Source organism: Paenibacillus sinopodophylli (assembly GCF_005930355.1).
Lineage (GTDB): Bacteria > Bacillota > Bacilli > Paenibacillales > Paenibacillaceae > Pristimantibacillus > Pristimantibacillus sinopodophylli.
The window spans coordinates 572476-590707 of sequence record NZ_VDBO01000002.1; the positions used below are offsets into that span (position 1 = coordinate 572476).

The 18232-nt window shown below is 39.8% G+C and carries 12 protein-coding genes and 2 pseudogenes; 12 read left to right on the forward strand and 2 right to left on the reverse strand.

The window, feature by feature from the left end:
• Window position 1: 1 nt before the first annotated feature.
• The 8 genes from FGT79_RS14675 (at window position 2) to FGT79_RS14705 (ending at window position 12866) form a co-directional block, all read left to right on the forward strand.
• Window positions 2–1108 carry a M23 family metallopeptidase gene (locus tag FGT79_RS14675; protein ID WP_138753535.1) on the forward strand — a complete coding sequence of 369 codons (1107 nt, stop codon included), beginning with the start codon at window positions 2–4 and terminating at the stop codon, window positions 1106–1108.
• Window positions 1109–1372: a hypothetical protein gene (locus FGT79_RS14680; RefSeq protein WP_138753536.1), complete on the forward strand. Its 264-nt coding sequence runs from the start codon at window positions 1109–1111 to the stop codon at window positions 1370–1372. It begins immediately after the preceding gene.
• Window positions 1373–1376: 4 nt separating this feature from the next.
• Complete coding sequence (locus tag FGT79_RS14685; RefSeq protein ID WP_138753537.1) at window positions 1377–3497, forward strand: FtsK/SpoIIIE domain-containing protein; 2121 nt, start codon at window positions 1377–1379, stop codon at window positions 3495–3497.
• A gap of 185 nt (window positions 3498–3682) precedes the next feature.
• Entirely contained in the window at window positions 3683–4474 is a 792-nt protein-coding gene (locus tag FGT79_RS14690) for an AAA family ATPase (protein ID WP_138753538.1), read from the forward strand.
• A 78-nt stretch (window positions 4475–4552) separates the two neighbouring features.
• Window positions 4553–4714 carry a hypothetical protein gene (locus FGT79_RS31195; protein WP_171056244.1) on the forward strand — a complete coding sequence of 54 codons (162 nt, stop codon included), beginning with the start codon at window positions 4553–4555 and terminating at the stop codon, window positions 4712–4714.
• Between the two features lie 386 nt (window positions 4715–5100).
• Window positions 5101–6615 carry a hypothetical protein gene (locus tag FGT79_RS14695; RefSeq protein WP_138753539.1) on the forward strand — a complete coding sequence of 505 codons (1515 nt, stop codon included), beginning with the start codon at window positions 5101–5103 and terminating at the stop codon, window positions 6613–6615.
• Between the two features lie 40 nt (window positions 6616–6655).
• Complete coding sequence (locus FGT79_RS14700) at window positions 6656–12562, forward strand: RHS repeat-associated core domain-containing protein (RefSeq protein WP_171056245.1); 5907 nt, start codon at window positions 6656–6658, stop codon at window positions 12560–12562.
• 22 nt (window positions 12563–12584) lie between these two features.
• Window positions 12585–12866: a hypothetical protein gene (locus FGT79_RS14705; protein ID WP_138753541.1), complete on the forward strand. Its 282-nt coding sequence runs from the start codon at window positions 12585–12587 to the stop codon at window positions 12864–12866.
• A 130-nt stretch (window positions 12867–12996) separates the two neighbouring features.
• Here the strand turns inward: FGT79_RS14705 and FGT79_RS14710 are convergent, their stop codons facing one another.
• Complete coding sequence (locus FGT79_RS14710) at window positions 12997–13350, reverse strand: helix-turn-helix domain-containing protein (protein WP_138753542.1); 354 nt, start codon at window positions 13348–13350, stop codon at window positions 12997–12999.
• A 93-nt stretch (window positions 13351–13443) separates the two neighbouring features.
• Between FGT79_RS14710 and FGT79_RS32560 the strand changes: the two are divergent.
• A pseudogene (locus tag FGT79_RS32560) lies at window positions 13444–14436 on the forward strand (IS110 family RNA-guided transposase); the annotation flags it as partial.
• A 1-nt stretch (window position 14437) separates the two neighbouring features.
• On the forward strand, window positions 14438–14590 hold the full coding sequence (locus FGT79_RS31200; protein WP_171056246.1) for a hypothetical protein: 153 nt from the start codon (window positions 14438–14440) through the stop codon (window positions 14588–14590).
• Between the two features lie 807 nt (window positions 14591–15397).
• Here FGT79_RS31200 and FGT79_RS14720 read toward each other — a convergent pair.
• Window positions 15398–16518, reverse strand: a pseudogene (locus FGT79_RS14720) (IS3 family transposase).
• 221 nt (window positions 16519–16739) lie between these two features.
• On the opposite strand from FGT79_RS14720, the gene FGT79_RS14725 reads away from it, so the two are divergent.
• Window positions 16740–17144 (forward strand): DUF4279 domain-containing protein, encoded by a 405-nt coding sequence (locus tag FGT79_RS14725; protein WP_138753543.1) that lies wholly within the window; start codon window positions 16740–16742, stop codon window positions 17142–17144.
• Between the two features lie 706 nt (window positions 17145–17850).
• The gene (locus FGT79_RS14730) at window positions 17851–18222 is read left to right on the forward strand and encodes a MerR family transcriptional regulator (RefSeq protein WP_171056247.1); all 372 of its coding nucleotides are present in this window, start codon (window positions 17851–17853) and stop codon (window positions 18220–18222) included.
• Window positions 18223–18232: the final 10 nt, after the last annotated feature.

Sequence of the window (18232 nt, forward strand, 5' to 3'; positions counted from 1 at the left end):
TATGCAAGGATCCATCGTCAAAACGGTAGAGACCGTCAAAAAGGCACGAGCTGCGTACAAGTTCATTGTTCTGCTAGGGTCACCGGCTTATGTGGTCCTCATTATCATTGCCGTACTGATCGCATTCGTTGTATTGCTCACCATGCTCCCCTTTCTCTTATTTGCCGAGGAGGGGAGTTTGAATCATACCGGCGCAGTTAGCAGCTCATGGGGTCCGGTGCAGCTGGATGCAGACGGCAGTAACTATCAATGGCCTGTCCCATCGATTACGAGAATTACATCCTATTTTGGAATCCGCAATATTGGTGATGGCGCAGAGGCGCATGGTGGCATTGATATTGCAGACGGTGCAACGAATACCGAGCTGCAGCCGATCTATGCGATTGCTGCAGGAACCGTAACGATTGCCGGTACACTGAGCACGTACGGACAAGCGATTTACATCGATCATGGCGGGGGGCTCGTGAGCATTTATGGTCACTTGGATACACGGATGGACGTAAAGCCAGGCAGCATTGTCAACAAAGGGCAACGAATCGGGCGGATTGGCGCAGGTAAAGTGGGGCGATCCACAGGACCCCATTTGCACTTTGAGGTGCGCGTAAATAATAAGCGAGTGAATCCGCTTGATTATGTGCAGCCGATCATCCAAGTATCGAACGAAATCTCCTATCGGCCGCTCAATCTTCTGCTCGCTAATCGCTATCTCGTGAGCAAAAAATCAGCGCTTGCTGATCGGTCCATTTTGGCTGCAATCGATCAGGCAGGGAAGGCGCAAAACGTTGATCCCATGCTCTTACTTGCGATTACCGGCCAAGAACAATCCTTTGTACCGATCACTAAAAAACATGCGGATCTGATCGTAAAAAACCCATGGAATGTGTTTGGCTGCTGGTGCAGTGGTAAAGGAGCAACGCTGAGCACAGAGCAATCGGCTTTGATCGCTGCTAAAACCATTGTGAAGCTCTCGCAAGACCGACCGATTAATCGGAATGCGATTGAATGGCTAAGCGCAAAGGATAATCCGAGAGGCTATTATGCTGAGCACAATGGCTGGTGGATCGGGGTATCCAAATTTTATCAAGTGCTGCTCAATTTAAAGGAGTGATTGATCATATATACCATCGTGCTGATCATTGGCCTAGTCCTGTGGTTTCTACACCGACAAGGCACTAATTTTGTCATCCCAAAATGGCTCTGGACGGTGCTCGGCCTATTTTTAATTTTTATGATTGTGAAAAATCTAAATGATGTTTTTGATTTTGCGAGTCATGAAGCTTCAGAGTGGTGGCCGCTGGTAAAAGAGAATGCCTACAAATCGGGTGAGCAGCTGCGCTCATTTATCAAAACGATGATGAAAGGAGAAGGGTAACGAGATGGAGGGTGGTGGGAAAGGGAAGTCTGGCGAAAAAGAAAGCTTTGCGCAGTATCTGACGCGGATATGCGGCATTACCGTTGCGGTATGTATTGGACTACAATTTTTAGATGTACCGGATGTGATATCGCAATTTGCCCTGCAGCTGATCCGCTATGTGGCCTTGTTGTTTGGTGTGTTTGTCTTGCTGCCTGCAGCGCTGCAGTACGTGTGGCGGAATCGTCTAAAGTGGATGAATCGATTCCGTGAATGGCGGCAACAAGAGCGACCAATCATGATGGCAGTGAGCGCTTCGAAAGAGCAGCTAGAAGCCCAAGCTGTAGGGGTTTATCCCGTTTCCACAACGCCTGTAGTGAGCGCTCCTTCTGGCCCTGTCATCAAGGGACAACTAAGCGCTCCTTATAGTCTGTTGCCTGTCAATCCAAAGCCGCACTCCACGTCCAATCTACAAGTGGAAGGAGCCGGTCAGTTGATCTCCGATGCGCTGCAGCTGGCTGGTATTCCGCTTGAAGGTGAAATTGATATTCTATCGGTGGAGAGTGGACCAACGCTTCAAACGATTTCCTTTCAACTGCCTCCGAAAGTACAGCTCTCTAAGCTGATCAGTAAGAAAGATGATATTGCCAATCATATTGGTCATCATAGGGGGTTTGACGTGACCTCGGCTCCTAAATTCCGAAGCGCGGCTGCTTTTGTGGTTCCACAAGCAGACCGCGCTTTTGTATACATGCGAGATATGGCGGAGGAACTGCAGGCATTCGCAGACACAGCGGCTTTGCCTGTCATTTTTGGTTCTGATATTCTCGGTAAACCGATGATATTTGATTTAGCTCGTACGCCACATTTGCTCGTAGCCGGTGCAACGGGCTCAGGGAAATCTGTTTTTATTAATACCATGATCAATTCGCTTATTCTGACGCGATCACCGAAACAAGTTAAATTTCTGCTGATCGATCCGAAACAGGTGGAGTTTACCATCTATCGAGGGTTGCCACATTTACTTGGAGCACCAGTGTCCGATATGCGCAAAGCCATGCTTGCTTTAAACAAGGTCATTGTCGAGATGGAGCAGCGCTATGAGAAATTTGCGCAATCAGACGTACGTAACATAAAAGCATACAATGTGAAGAACAAGCATGACATGCTGCCTTACATCGTCGTCATTATTGATGAGTATGCGGATCTGATGTTAGTGTCCGGTGATGAGGTGGAGGACGGGGTACAACGCATTACGCAAATGGCTCGTGCAGCTGGTATCCATTTGGTTTTAGGAACGCAGCGACCTAGTGTGAATGTGGTGACAGGTGTCATTAAAGCCAACCTGCCCTCGCGAGTGGCCTTCCAGCTGCAAAGCGCGGTGGATTACCGAACGGTCTTGGATCGAGGAGCTCCACCGTTATTAGGTTTTGGGGATGGCATATGTATGCTGCAGGGAGCTTCCCTTCAGCGCTTTCAATCCGCTGCAACAAGCGCTGATGATATCGAAGCGACAGATCTGATTGGAGCGTTGAAAGATTATTGGTCCACAGACACGAGCAAAGAGCATGATTGGCCATCGCAAGCGGAGGAAGACAAGCCAAGTGCAGCTTCAGAGGATCAGGATCCACCATGGGAAAAAGAAGATCAGAAAGAGGACTCTTCTGACACCGAACATGAAGAAACCGAGGAGCATGATCATCCTTCGGATAGCTCCTTAAGCGAGTACGATCAGGTGCTTGCTGTTGTGCTGGCGCATGGCGGATTTTCTATGGAGGTTGTTCAGCGGAAACTGAAAATTAGTTACGCAGCAGCAACCAAGCACGTTGAGCGGATGCTCAGTAGCGGAATTATTGGTCCAATCGATCCGGTTAGAAAGATGAGACCGTTAATTTTGGATGATCAAGCGCAGCATGAGCTTGAGCAAGCGGAGACGCTCCAAAAAATGAAACGATATATTTGTGAATACCGTTCTGCGAAAAGCTCAGAATTGCGCGAAGTCTTTTCTATCCGGAAAGAAAAAGTGCTGGAGTACATGCAGCAACTTGTAGACGAAGGATTTTTAAATCCACCAGAAAATTCAAGAGCCGGTTATACATTAGCCTGGTCAGAAGAGCAGATGCAGGCGTTTCTTGAAAATAACTAAACAGCTTGCTCATTGGTTCCCGCTATTGGTTCCCACTTGTTTTACGGGTATGAGAAAAGCCGAGAGTACCGATTCTGTATAGGTTTTTAGCTTTTTCTACATGGGAACCAATGACGGGAACCAATAGCGGGAACCAATGAGCGGAACCAATCGAAAAACGTAAGTAAAGGAAAGGCGGACATGAAATGAATGCTTCGAAATTACCAAAGAGTAGAGAGATAGACATGGCAGTGATGCATTCGGCTGAAGCTTGCAAGGCTAAATCAGATAAGCTTGTCCTTAGTGAAATCAATCGAAATATTATTGATGAAGTGCTTGAGATTTATGAGCTCAAAGCGGTTTTTAAGGAACAAGGGGTAACGATGCCCAATAAGATTTTGATGTACGGTCCTCCAGGTTCGGGTAAAACCATAACGGGCTATCATATCGCTTATAAGCTGGGGATACCGCTTATTCTGGTTCGTCTGGATACGATCATTGGAAGCTACTTAGGAGAGACGGCAGGCAATCTCCGAAAAATATTTGAGTACGCCATGCGGACGCCTTGTGTGTTCTTTCTGGACGAGTTTGATGCAATTGCACGAAATCGTGCGGGGAGTAGGGATATACAAGAAATGTCACGGGTAGTGAATACCCTGTTACAATGCCTGGATGAGTTTCAAGCTGAAAGTATACTATTGGCCGCTACCAATTTGGATCGTGAACTCGATACGGCAGTTTGGCGCAGGTTCGATACCAAGATGAAGTACGAAGCGCCAACCGACGCCGAGCGAAGGATTTATACACAAAAGTTATTTAATCAATATGAAAAAAATCAGCTGATTGATGATATTGCAGGTGTGTTTGCAGCTTGCAGCTTTGCTGAGATAGAGCAGGTCTATATGAAGGCAAAGCGCAAGTCGATTTTGAGAGGAACAGCGATCACGCTGCAGCATATTGAAGAAGCAAAAGAGGAGTACATGGGTGATCGGCAGTAAAGATCATTTGCTATGAGTACCGCTTGGTTTTGTGGTATCGTTTAATTAGGAATCATTTCATAAGGGAGGCGATTTCGTTTGGAGAAGAAGCCGAGTGAGTCGTTACAAGACCGCTTAGCGGGTGCTAATCAAAAGGTTGACGCGCAACTGCCGGATATATGGCAGCAGGCCGAAAAAAACTTGAAGAGTCTGGAAGAGGATTACTACAACAATCAAATAAATAAGGGGATAAGAGACTAAGGTGCATGTAACCTATAGTCTCTTTTTATTTGTCCATAAAATATATACGAGTCTAAGAAATGAGAGGGAAATTGTGCTTCCCAGCTTTTTATTAAGATTTTTAAGAATATGTTGACAAATGAATTTAGTCCAAATAAGAAGCCGAAGTAAAGATAGCATGAGTATACCAAATAGAAACAAATAATATTGTGATAAATTATTACACATACATAACTCTTAATGTTCGTTTTTTTATACAAACCTAAGTTTAACGACATTTTTCGACATAAAAACATAAAATACGACTTTATTTGCTATATATTTTTGTTTTTCGTGTCATTATAATTTACATATGATATGGAGGGTCATGAAATTAGATGTGAAGTATAGTTCTTAGGAGGAGTATAGTGGGAAAGAAAAGGATTCTTTATGGTCTATTATTAGTTGTGTTGTTTTTAAATTCTTCATTTGTTTATGGAAGCGTTGAGAAAGAGATTTACATAAGTCAAACAAATCAATTCGCTTCTAAAAACCAGTCAATAAATGAAACTGAAAAATTAATTTTGGATAATTATGAACCGAAATTAGCTTGCAAACAAGATTTAAGTGTGGATAGTGAGAGTTTGACAAGTATTAGAAATTTGCATGGATCTCTAATTGATGGAAATACAACGCAAAGCGATCAAAATAAAGATGAAACACAAACAAATGAAATCCTAAGTGAGCGAACAGAACATAGTAAAACTTTCCAAGTATCAGAAAATATCCATAAATTAGTTTCAACAGTGGAATCTCAGCATTATATAAATGACGGAAAATGGCAAGACATTAATACTTCGTTTAAATTGGATGAACAATCACAAATAGTCATGGACGAGAATAGGTTTTGTGTGACTATTAATAACGATTCACATTCCATCAATCTAGCAATGGCAGACTCCACAATAGATTATATCCCTGTGAGTGCTAATGAAGCTAAGGTAATTGTGGATTTGAACCAAGTAAGTTTTATTGATCTTTGGAAGGACACTGATTTGGTATATACCGTGCATAATGATGTTTTAGAGATGAAGATTAATTTGAAGTCGTCCAATACCCCGAGTCAGTTGAAATTGAAACTGGGTATGCATAATTTACGAGCAAAGGTTGATCAGTTCGACAATATTCTATTAATTAATCAAAATGAACAAACTCTCATGGCTTTACCCAAAATGAATAAACAAGAAACCTTAGAGGGCAGTCAAATTGAAAATGAATTTTCCTATTACTTAACGACTGAAGATACTGAATCATATCTTGTATTTAATGTGAACCAAAGTGAACAGCAAGTATATCCTTTGTCCATTGGTTCAGTTATCACAGAAGTAGAGGGGTATTCAAGTAATAAATTATTTCATGACCTTCCAAATGTAAGTACGGATAAAATTCAAAGTATTACTTTCCAGAATGAGTCGTCTAATGGAGATTGGGATTGGAATCCATTTGATCGTCCTATGAACGTTTATTTTATGCGTGAAGAGGTCAGAGATTTTGGTTGTAATTATGGACGCGGATGTAGTCCTCATCTCGAACCAGGTTCTGATGGCAGATCTGTAGCTTGGCTAGGGTCTACAACAAGTTATGATGGCTTTTTTAATAGCATTACTTTTTATCAACCTGAAATTCTTCAACTTGTAGGAACGATCGATATTTATGGTGCTATGTTTTATCATGAGAGTGACCTAGATGAACCTACGGATCATATTACAACAATTGAAATGGTTTATGAGGAAATACCACCTGTTCCTCAAAATAATATTCAATATTTCTACGATGCTAATAACCGGTTGAACTATATTCTCATGGATAATGGAAAAAGAATTAACTATTTTTATGATCAAAATGGGAATCTAGAAGGTAAAACAATTATTAACAACCCGTAGAAATCGAATTGTTAAAATTGAATTAATGGGAGCGGACTATTTGAGAACTTATAAATCGACACGAATAATATCAATTATACTCATTATTACTTTTTTTATAGGATTCATTACGCCTTATGAACGTCAAAACGTTAGTGCAGAGTCAGAAGTGACAGCGGAAATGGATACACAAAGGATTATGACTCGTTTTTCTGTAACAGAAGCATTTATACAGCAGTATATCGATGCTGGTTATACGTTAAACGAAATTAATGCTGCATTATATAAAGCTGAGTTGGATGGAACTACGTTTGAGCAAGCACTTTACTTTTTGGTTTCCGAGCCTATAAATGATTCGTTATCTGTCATAGAAAGTGTATACAATAATCTTGTATCTGAGCCCTTTAAAGATTTGATTATTGTAGAGAATAATGAATTATCAGTAACTGATGCTGTATATGAACCTAATGTAAGTGATTCGGTGTATCAGTCAGTGTCAGTTACAGAGAATGTTTATTATGAACAAATGCTTACACAAAGAAATGGGATAGAAGTACCTCCACTCCTGGAGAATGCACCTAATTATGATAAAACGAAAATGAATGAAGCACCGTATTCTGTAGGCATAAATAATGAATACATTTCAAATCTATCTGGAAGTTTATCGGCTCAGATTACGGATATGACCCTTCCAGGAAGGAATGGTTTAGGATTTTCACTAACCCGACAATATGATTCAAGTGCCTCTCAATTCTATGATATGAAATATGGCTATAATACTAACATTGGGGTTTATGAGTATTATGTTCAATACAAAGCGGTAAAGAAAAAAATATTGTGGAAGTATGAGGTTAAATATAAAGAAAATAGATGGATACAAGAAGATCATGGGGCAAATGGAAGTATAGATTATCATACGATGATTTTGGATTCCGCCGAAAAAGTGCGCGGAACATACCCGAGTGAGTCAACTGCTCAAGCTGGTGTAGATAGACCTTTTAGTTTTCAGATTCCAGAAGATACAATTGTGCAATTGGGTTCAAGAGTAATGGATACTACCACAAATTTCCCTTCATATATTATGTATAGTGGAAATGGATACAATGGTGCATTATATAAAACTGGAATTGCCGATGTTTATTCTGGCGAGTATATTCCTTCTCAATCAAGGAATGAGGATAGCACCTGTTCATACTCTATCGCAGGTGTATATAATAATGCAGGAATATGGACAAAAACAGTTAGTACAGCAGCATGCCCTTCATCTAAGCTTTATAGCGATGATGGATTTACAGGGACTTTAACGAAACTACCCAATTCTCAAGTTATTAAAGCATGTCCAACTAACGGAACTGTAGGATATCCGTGTACAAAACAATGGAAAGCTAACTATTCAGGGACAGTAACCAAACCAGCAAAGGATTCACGTAAGTATATCCAAAACTATAGAGGTGACGTAACGATGCCTGCATATTCTAGTTCTACTAACTATGGTCCTTGGCAATACTACGTGGGTGGCAGATGGAGAAATGTATTTGAAGTAAGTGGGTCGCCGTGGACAGTTCCATTAACTTATGATGGAATAGGAACGGAGGAGACATTAGTTACGCAATTATTTGCGGAATATGGAAATGCTGTTTTAATGAAAAACTCAATTAATGCATCACCAAATCAATTTATTGGAAAAAAAGACGGAGAAAATTTTTATATATCTAGTAATCCACAAGCTCAAGTACTGTCATTTCAGACCGGTACAACAGGAGTGACATACTATAATACTACTGAAACCCCTTTAAATGAAAAGTTGTACCCTATTGGAAAAGGGTGGTCATGGAAACTACCTTATGTTCAATTAGAGAATGGGAAACAAACCATTTTTACAGGTGAGGGTGGGAGCTACGAAGTAGAAGGAAATACATTAAAGGGTTATGATTGGGTGGGAGTGAGTTTCACCACTAATACTACTGTCAGCGTCAATGGAATAAACTCAAAATACTTATTGACTTCAGTAGATGAAAGAAAAAAGCAATACTTCGATCAAGATGGACGTATTATTCAAATAGCAGATGCCCATGGAAACACGATTCAATTTTTTTATAAGCACAATGATACGTATGGACGTAAGCTTCTTAGTCAAGTGAAGGATGTTATTGGTAATTCAATAGATATATCCTACACTAGTTCTGAAGTAACTATAAGTAAGGGTACTGAAACTGTCATTTACAAAAAAAGTAAAGAAGAAAATATTGAGCTTTTGAATGCTGTTACAGATGCTGAAGGTAGAAAAACCACTTATTCTTATACCTTATCAGATGCAAAATTCAACCTGATGACCGCATATCCAGAACGTGCTAAATCGAACCCCTATGCGCTGCTTACAAAAGTTCAGCATCCGACTGGGTTGAAAACTGAATACACGTATGAACCAATGCCAATAAAACGATATATTGGAGCAGAGTCTACAAATGAAGCTTATCGAATTACTTCGCGCGTAGATGAAGAGCCTTATGAAAATGGAACAAGTAAATTTTATAATCGACATACAATGTTATATAACGATTCGGATGTGGGACAAGCTTATGGCCAGGATTATGCATTCTCTACTACAATGAATAATGGTCTGACCAATGTAACATCTCACTATAAAAAAGATTATGTCGACGACCAAACTCCAACGCAGGTTTATCTCAATCAACAAACCGTGACAGCAGAAGGCATGGAAAAAAAAGTAACTTATGAATATTCTAAATTTGTTGGAACACGTCAATATCCTGTTAATGTTCCCACGAGTACTACTTCAAGCGACAATAAAACTACTGATATTCTTACTTCAAACAAGCAATTTGATGATTTTGGAAATGTAATTACATCTACAAATTTGAAAGGTCAAACGTCAGATTACACCTACGATCCTGTGAAAAGATGGTTAATGACAGAGCTTGCTCCAGTTGAGACCGGTACTTTTCTATTGACCACATTTGAACGTAATCTTAAAGGAGATATTACAAAAATCACAGTGAGAAAGAATGATGCTATTGGTGAAATATTGCAACAAGTTAGTTACAATGGTTTTGATGTATTTGGTAACATTACTTCAATGTCAATTGCCAATGGTGCAAAAAGTTTGATAAAGACTACAGAATATAGCGATACATACCTGTCGGCTTATCCAACAAAACAGAGCGTAACTGTCAAGGATGTATTGGGTGTAACTAGTACGGTATCGACATCTTCAGAATATAAGAAATCTACAGGAGAGCTAACAGCATTCATTGATGGGAAGAATTATCGTACAGAATATCAATTCGATAAACTAGGTAGAACCAAACAAGTTAAATATCCTAGTAATGAAACAGTGAATGTGGTTTATGATGATATTTTAAACAGAATAACGTTGACAGATGAAGTCGGAAATCAGATACAAACGCGTTTTAATGGATTAGGTATGAAGGAAGAGGAAGGAGGCTTTGATCAATCTGGTTATATAAGAAGAAATAAATTGATCTATGATGAATTTGGTCGAATGGTTGAAACTCAAGATGCTATTGGCAATCGATCACAAGTTCAATATGACAATTGGAGTCGTCCGGTTAAAAAAATTGCAGAGGATGCTTCTGTCAACCATATGATGTATAACGATATACAACGCAAAGTAATTAGCACCGATGCGTTACAGTATAGTCAAATCCAATCGTATGACAATTACGGTCAACTAAAAACTCTTGAAGAGCAGTCTAACCCAAGCAGTCCGATTAATAAAATTGAAGAATATTCCTACCACCCCTTCAACGGTCAAATTACACGAAAAACGGATGCTAATAATGAGACGACTTTGATGAGTTATGATTTATTGGGGCAGTTAAACACTGTGACCAATGCTAAGCAAGAAACGACAAGGTATGAATACGACAAAGTTGGCAATTTGATCAAGCTTACGTATGCAGATGGTAATGAACAGTCGAAGGAATATGATGAGTTAGGAAGGCTTATAAAAACAATTGATCCCCAATTAAATCAGGTACTTTTGTATTATGATGCAAATGGTAACAAGACAAAGCAAGTGGATAAATCGGGTAAAGTATTTCATTATACGTATAATAGCCGAAATATGTTGTTATCAAAACAAAGTCCAAGCGAAACGATATCTTTTACGTATAAGAGAAATGGTACTCGTGCTACGATGAGTGATGGAACAGGTATGACACAATATATGTACAAGCCCCATACAGGAGAACTTGAAGAAGTAATTTATCCGGATGGAAAGAGCATTAGCTATGGGTACAACGGAAATGGTCAAAGAGATAAAATGATAACGCCATTTGAAGATACAGTCAATTATAATTTTACAAATAGAAGCCAACTAGAGAATGTGTCATGGAATGGTGTGTTGCAAGCTAGCTATACTTATAATACCAATGGACAGATGCTCACCCAACAACAACCAGGCGGAGCAGAAACACTATACAGTTATACTGACGGAAATTTGTCCAGCATATACAATTTAAAACAAAATGATACTAGTGCATACAGTCAGTATGGATATTATTACGATTTGAATAGGAATATTGTAAGGACAATAGAGAACTATAATGGCGTTACAAATTCTGATAACGTGTATACGTATGATTCATTGAATCGGATTAACGCTTCAACATTATTCAATGAAACCTACACTTATGATCAACGTGGGAATCGACTAACTCTTTCTTCTCAAAACATTGCAGGTTTATCCAAAAATGATGCGTATGAATATGATGATTGGGACCGGCTTAAGAAAGTAAAAGGTAACAATAGTACGAGCGTAAATTACCGTTACAATGGAGATAATTTACTTGTTGAGCGCCAAGAAGGTAGCGTAATTACTCGGTATTATTATGATGGTCAGGATATTATCGCTGAAGGAATTGTTCAATCTAATGGAAATGTAACAGAGAAAGTAAGTTATCTTCGTGGGAATGGTCTAGTTATGCAAGAAAATGCAAACGACCAAAAAGGCTACTACCAGCATAATGGCCATGGCGATGTAGTAGGAATTCGAACTGAGTCGGGAGACGTATTAAATAAGTATAAATATGATAGTTGGGGGAATACAATTTCATCAACAGAAACGATTCCAAATTCTTTTAGGTATTCAGGTGAATTTTGGGATGAAACCACGGATCTGCAGTATCTTCGTGCTCGTTGGTATGATCCAAGCGTTGGAAGGTTTATGAATGAGGATACGTATGAGGGGGAATTGACAAATCCTTCAACTTTAAATCTGTATACCTATGTCATAAATAACCCATTATTGTATTCCGATCCATCTGGTAATAAACATGTAATCCATGGTGGTGGAAGTAGTGGTGGTGGTGGTGTTTCATGGACATTTGCACCAGCAGTGGCTAAGACATATGCTGATGCATTAAAAGTAGGTTTTAAAGTTGCAGCAACAATATCAGCAGCAACAGGAGTAGTAGGTAAGAAGAAAAAAAGGGATGATCAAATCGTATTGTATCACGCAACGTCTAGTAATTATGAGGACGACATACTTGATGGTGTTGATGTGACATATGGAAGAACGAATACTGACTTTGGACAAGGATTTTATGTAACAACTATAGCGGGACAAGCTGAAGATTTTGCAATAAATAAATATGGTGATGAAGGTATAGTAATGGCGTTTATAGTTGATAAAGATATTTTTGATGATTACAACGGTAAGAAACTTACTAATGTTTCGGAATTAGGAAATTTTATAAATGATTGTAGATCGGGTGGTTGTAGTCATAATTATGATTACGTATCTGGGATGTATTTAGCTAATCCTATTACTGAATCAAAAGAGAAGGTAAACGGGAAATTAGTTACTCGTAGAACTGTAACAACGAAGCAAAACTATAGGTTTACTGGTCAACAAACAAGTATTCATAATCAGGATTTAGCGAATGAGATTGTAAAGGGATTTGTTGGCACAAGATATTATTAAAGTAAGATAAGGAGTGATTGTCATGAAAGGGAATTTTAAATTTAAGACAAATTTAGAATTGGAAATCTTTAGCCTGATGATAGCACAGCTTATGGTAGATCAGTTTCAAATTTCTGATGATGAGGCTATAGGACGGATAAGTCAGTTTTGGGAAGGTAAGGATTTGTTAGGTAGCATAGATGTGATTTATCATGAAGATTGCGAATACTGGGCGAATCAAATTTATTATGATAACGAACCGTGGTGGAGGGTAGAGGATAAAACTCAATTAAGAGTTCGAAAATATCCTAAAGAAAAGAAATAAAAATAAATATTATTACTACCACATGCGAGTGTAACAACTCCATGTGGTTTTTCTTTTCAGGGGATATGGACATTAGACACAAGCAAAGATACGACAAGCAAAAAACAGGCCGGTAACCGACCTGTTTTTGTTATTGGTGAGGAAACGTTTTGAAGATTTCCACAAGCAGCTTTTTCGTCATTTGAATGTGCCGAACGTCTTTTGCCTGAAAAATTGTAAGGACTTCTTTAATTGCCGCATCCTTTTCACTAGATGCAGGCTGATGAAAGGGAATATCAAATTCAAAGAATACTTTAGGTTCCAGTTCCAACGCGGTAGCGATTTTGGCTAAATTCTCTAGAGAAATATTACGTTCTCCTCGTTCTACGCCGCCAATATAAGAATAATGAAAGCCGCACAACTCGGCAAGCTGGTTTTGTGAAAGTCCCTTAGCTTTCCGGCAATCGCGGATGTTGGAACCTACCAAACTACAAATATCTGCCACAGACAACACCTCTACTTGAGTGTAGACAATGGCAGATCAATGGGTAATGAATAAAAAAGTATTATATTTAATAATACTAAAAAGTATCTTTTAAAGGGCTGTTGGGTAAAGGAAGTGAACGCCAAGCTAGCGAACGCGAGACGTAAAAGCCATGTTACCGTGCAAAAGTCTGACGCATGGGACGCGGAATGCGTGGCAAAAGTATTGCGGGATGAGTTGCAAAGCCTACCCGATGCCAAACCCATTGACCTATATTGGGCCATTAGCCAGCTTGTGACCCAACGCAAATGGCAAGCCAAAAGCTTATCTGACATGGGAAAACGGCTGCACCAGCAACTTGGCTACCACTATCCCAGCTACAAGAAGTTTTTCTCGGAGGTGGATGGCAAAACAGCATTGGCTTTTTGGCATAAATACCCTTCTCCAGCCCGATTAGCAGGTGTGAACGTGGAGGAGCTAGCCCAATACCTACGGCAGTTCAGTTAAGTCATTATGCCCTGTCCACGAAGAAAGCGGAGCAAGTATTGTCCTTAATTGCCGCTGATGGCGATACGACCCGCGACTTTCAGGAGAAACGTGATTTTATTGTACGCGGATTAGTACGCAATATCCGATTTATCCATCGGGAGCTACATCGAATTGAGGTGCAAATTGGGGAGCTAATGAAGCAGCTTGGGTTTCAACTGGAAACGATGACAGGCATAGACCTTGTAACGGCAGCAGAATTGGTGGCAGAGATCGGGGATATTTATCGTTTTGCTACAGCTGACAAATTGGCTATGTTTGCCGGAATTGCGCCGATACTGAGAGGCTCGGGCAATAAGGTGGGCTATTACAAAAACAAACAGGGCAATCGGGAGCTTCACGGGATAATAAAAGCCTTAGCCATAAGGCAAATAGCGGTAACGCGCGGCAAAAAAGAGCCGCGTAACCCCTACTTCCACGCCTATTACGAGCAAAAAAATGGCGGCAGGAAAAACCAAGCAGCAAGCGATTGTCTGTATTATGCGTAAATTGGTTAACGTCATCTACTACTTGATGAAAACCAAAGCAGCCTACCAAATACCAGCAAAAAGGGGAGCATGAAATGCAGGACTTATTTGACGTACATATTCAAAGCCGTATTGAAACCATAGGAAAGGCGCTGGAAAACCATCCCAATTACAGTAAGTTAGCCAAATCAAGTAGTGTGTATTATAGCAAGTTGTGGCGCGAAATGCCAAAGGAATTAAAAGAGTAGTTGTTTTTGCTAGATGAAACGGTAAACGAGCAGCGCGAACACTTGGCAAAAGCAGCCTATGTACAGGGTTTCAAGGATGGGTACAAGCTAAATCGAGTGTTGGCAGACGATGAAAGCTATACTGCCTAGCAGCAATGGGGCTATAATGGAATGGTGGTAGCTGGTAAAAATGGTTGCTGCTAATTGTTCTAGTAGTAGTGGTTTATTAACTAGGATACGTATGAAGGACAGATCAAGAATCCATTAAGTCAAAATCTTTATACGTATGTTCATAATAATCCCTTAACTAATATTGATCCTACTGGACATTGGTGTGAATCTGCAAATGGTAAATACTCATATGCTGGGTTTTGTGATTTTGCTGGTGGAAGTGCATCTAACAATCAATCAGGTTCAATATTTACTCCTGACACGGATCATATCGGACAAAGAGAGAAATATAAAGGAAAGTTTGTTGGAGAGTACTGCCAAAAAACTTCAGAATCAATTACAACTGATGACGTATACCTAATGTGATTAGCTGGAGACAATGATTTGTACTTAAGTGCAAGTAGAGAGACGCAACTTATACTAAGGGAAAGAGTCCTGAAAAGCTATATGCAGGAGCAAATAAATGCAGGCTTTCCTGATTTTTTTGCGGGTGTTGAAACTGGATTGCTATTATTAACTTTAAGAGGTCCTAACTTAAATGTCGGTAAACAGTTTGGTTTAAAACTTGATTTGCAGTTGTTTGCTAAAGCTGACATTAAAATGATTGAACAAATAGCAAAGAAATGGAAAATGTCAGCGTGGATTGTCAACAATAAATTAGACAACTTTTTTAAGGGCTTCGTGTCGATATTGAACAGGTGTCATATAGTCTAAAGTCCCGTGGATGCGATGGTTGTTGAACCAGTTGACGTAATCGTATAATTCCGACTCCAGATGACGGAGACTCTGAAAGGTCATTTGGTTCACAAACTCTGTTTTCATAATCTTGTAGGTGGCTTCAGCCACAGCGTTGTCGTAGGGACATCCTTTCATACTAAGCGATCGACCAATTTCAAACGTTTCCAGCAGCTCGTCCATCTTGTGATTTTTGAACTCGCTACCACGGTCGGTATGAAACCATTGAATCTCGCGTAGATCACCCTTAACGGTCGCGAAGGCACGGGTAATTAGAGCAGCGTCCTTGTTCGGACCTGCACTTTGGCCAATGATTTCTCGATTAAACAAATCTACCAGCACACAAATGTAATGCCATCGGTTCTGGACCTTCACATACGTCAAATCACTGACGACGAAGCGTTTAGCTTCCGTTTGATCAAACTCCCTCTTTAGAACATTTGCTGTTTTCGCTTCGTTACAGGACGAGTTAAGGGGCTTATACTGCGCCACCGTGTAAGTGGAAACGAGCCCTTGTTCTTTCATGATGCGACCAATGCGGCGTCTGGAGACGGTGGACCCGCGATCATGGAGCTTTACTTTGATTTTACGTGTGCCGTAGGCTTTTCGGTTCTTGAGAAAGATATCCACAATCGCTTCAGTAACATCATTATCAGCGACCCTTTCTTGGGTATCGTAATAAAAGGTACTTCTTGCGATTTGCAGGACGTCGCACATTGCTGATACCGAGTATTTATCACGGTTGTTCTCGATGATAGCTACTTTCGTCCCATGATCAGCGCGGCTTGCTTTAAAATATCCACTTCCATTTTCAGACGCTGGTTCGCTTTTCGCAAAGCAACCAGTTCCTCCTCTTCTGGCGAGCGATTATCCTTCTCCTTGAAGGAACCTGTTGTCTGAGCTTAATTGATCCAGCGGTCTAAAGCAGAGCCTGTGAGGTCATATTCCTCCACAATCGCTGCTCTGGTTTTTCCATTTTCATAGAGTTGTACCATTTGCTTTTTGAATTCGCTTGTAAACGTGCGTCGTTGATTTTTTGGCATTGTAGAGATCCGCTCCTTAGCATGATAGCTTTATTCTACAAGCCCTTATTTTAACTGTCCAAGTTAGTGTAGCCGATCCAGCGAATGAAAGAAGGGAGTTCGGTGATTTAATCGAGCATCTAAAACAAGAGGTTGGAAAACGTGGGGATGATAACTTCACATGGGAAGAACTTCAGGAAATAGCTAAAGATTTTCTTGATAAATAAGGAGGATGTAACAATATGAGCTTTACCTCAGTGGCTTGTTCGTTACTAATAAGGGGTGATGATCTAAATAAAGAAAGTATTTCTAATGGACTAAACTTAAATCCTACAAACTATATTTTAAAAGGACAACAAATTAAGAAAACAAAATTCAAAGCACCTAAAGATATTTGGACGTATGAGGTGAAACTTGTAAACGAAGAACTTCCAAACACAGTTCTATATAATCTTATTTCAAAACTGAAACATTCTAAAAACTATATTATTAATACATCTTTTGAAGATATTTGTATTCGTTTATATTTACAATCTGATCTAGCTCAAATATATTTTGATATTGAACCAAATGTATTAAAAGAATTAGCTGAATTAAAGATACGGTTTGAAGTTTCAATATTGTCTTGGGGGGGGGGGAGAAGATAAATAGAATAAAGTATTGTATTAAACCACATGGAAGTAAACTCCATGTGGTTTCTTTTGTTTGAAAATATTTACTCAAGAGCTATTGACATAATCGACATGTCAATAATGCTTATAAATTAAGACTTATTGATATGTCATTGTTGAAGAGTAATATTTATGATCGACTTAGAATACATCAAATCTTAACAAAGGAACATATAATAAATTAGAACAGAAGCTGGGGATTAATCCATCAACGATTATGGACTGACTGAGTAAGCGAGTAATCATGAGAAAACTAAATCGTAGTGAGGAATTTCAATAAATAGTGACAGCCTAGGACGATTTTATATCGTCCTAGGCTGTTGCTTTTTCATTCTCTAGGATCAGTTTAAAGCTAGGCAATCTCCTTGCTAAAAAAGTAATCAATCAATTTATAATGTGATCGCTAAACCTTAGGGGATCGGTTAATAAAATGTGGATAACCTCGAAAAACAATCATACTTTTTGCTTACGATTTGCGAACGAATGGGACGAAAAACCTTGCTATGCTTGTAACTAGAGAGAAGAGGCTACACCAGCAGAAACGAGGAGGGCGGCGGTTGATATTGGACTCATCAAAAGCAGAAAGTAGCGCTCATTGATCGCATGAATGACAGGATAGCTGCTAATCAAACAGCGATCATAAAGCAACATGATTTTCAGTAAGTGATTGGAGCTGACTAAAGTGAATGAGATCGCTATGAGTGATGTAGCAAAGCGACTACAAATGGCGGACAGCAGCTTGCGTCGATGGTTCCCGCTGATGGAACAAGCAGGTTACGTTTTTGAGAGGAAAGAGAACAATCGTAGGCAGCTCACTGAACAGGATATCGTGGCACTCTTGGAGATGAAGCGATTAAGTCAGGTCATGACGCTGCCAGAAGCTTGTCAGCGTGTGGTCCAGCTTATACCTCTAGGAAACAAGGGGAATCGTGGGCAGGAAGAACAAGAGTTTGAGCGATTACTCAGCCAATTATCAGATGCGATCTATTGGCAAGGGACAGAGGGTCCTATTGCGCAGCTGCGTTCGCAGTGGGAAAAAGTAAAATCTTCCTAACGGAGAGGAG

Coding starts and splice junctions, on each gene's coding strand:
- FGT79_RS14675 (WP_138753535.1), top strand. CDS start 2: ATGCAAGGATCCATCGTCAAAACGGTAGAGACCGTCAAAAAGGCACGA.
- FGT79_RS14690 (WP_138753538.1), top strand. CDS start 3,683: ATGAATGCTTCGAAATTACCAAAGAGTAGAGAGATAGACATGGCAGTG.
- FGT79_RS14685 (WP_138753537.1), top strand. CDS start 1,377: ATGGAGGGTGGTGGGAAAGGGAAGTCTGGCGAAAAAGAAAGCTTTGCG.
- FGT79_RS14725 (WP_138753543.1), top strand. CDS start 16,740: ATGAGCTTTACCTCAGTGGCTTGTTCGTTACTAATAAGGGGTGATGAT.
- FGT79_RS31200 (WP_171056246.1), top strand. CDS start 14,438: ATGCAGGACTTATTTGACGTACATATTCAAAGCCGTATTGAAACCATA.
- FGT79_RS14705 (WP_138753541.1), top strand. CDS start 12,585: ATGAAAGGGAATTTTAAATTTAAGACAAATTTAGAATTGGAAATCTTT.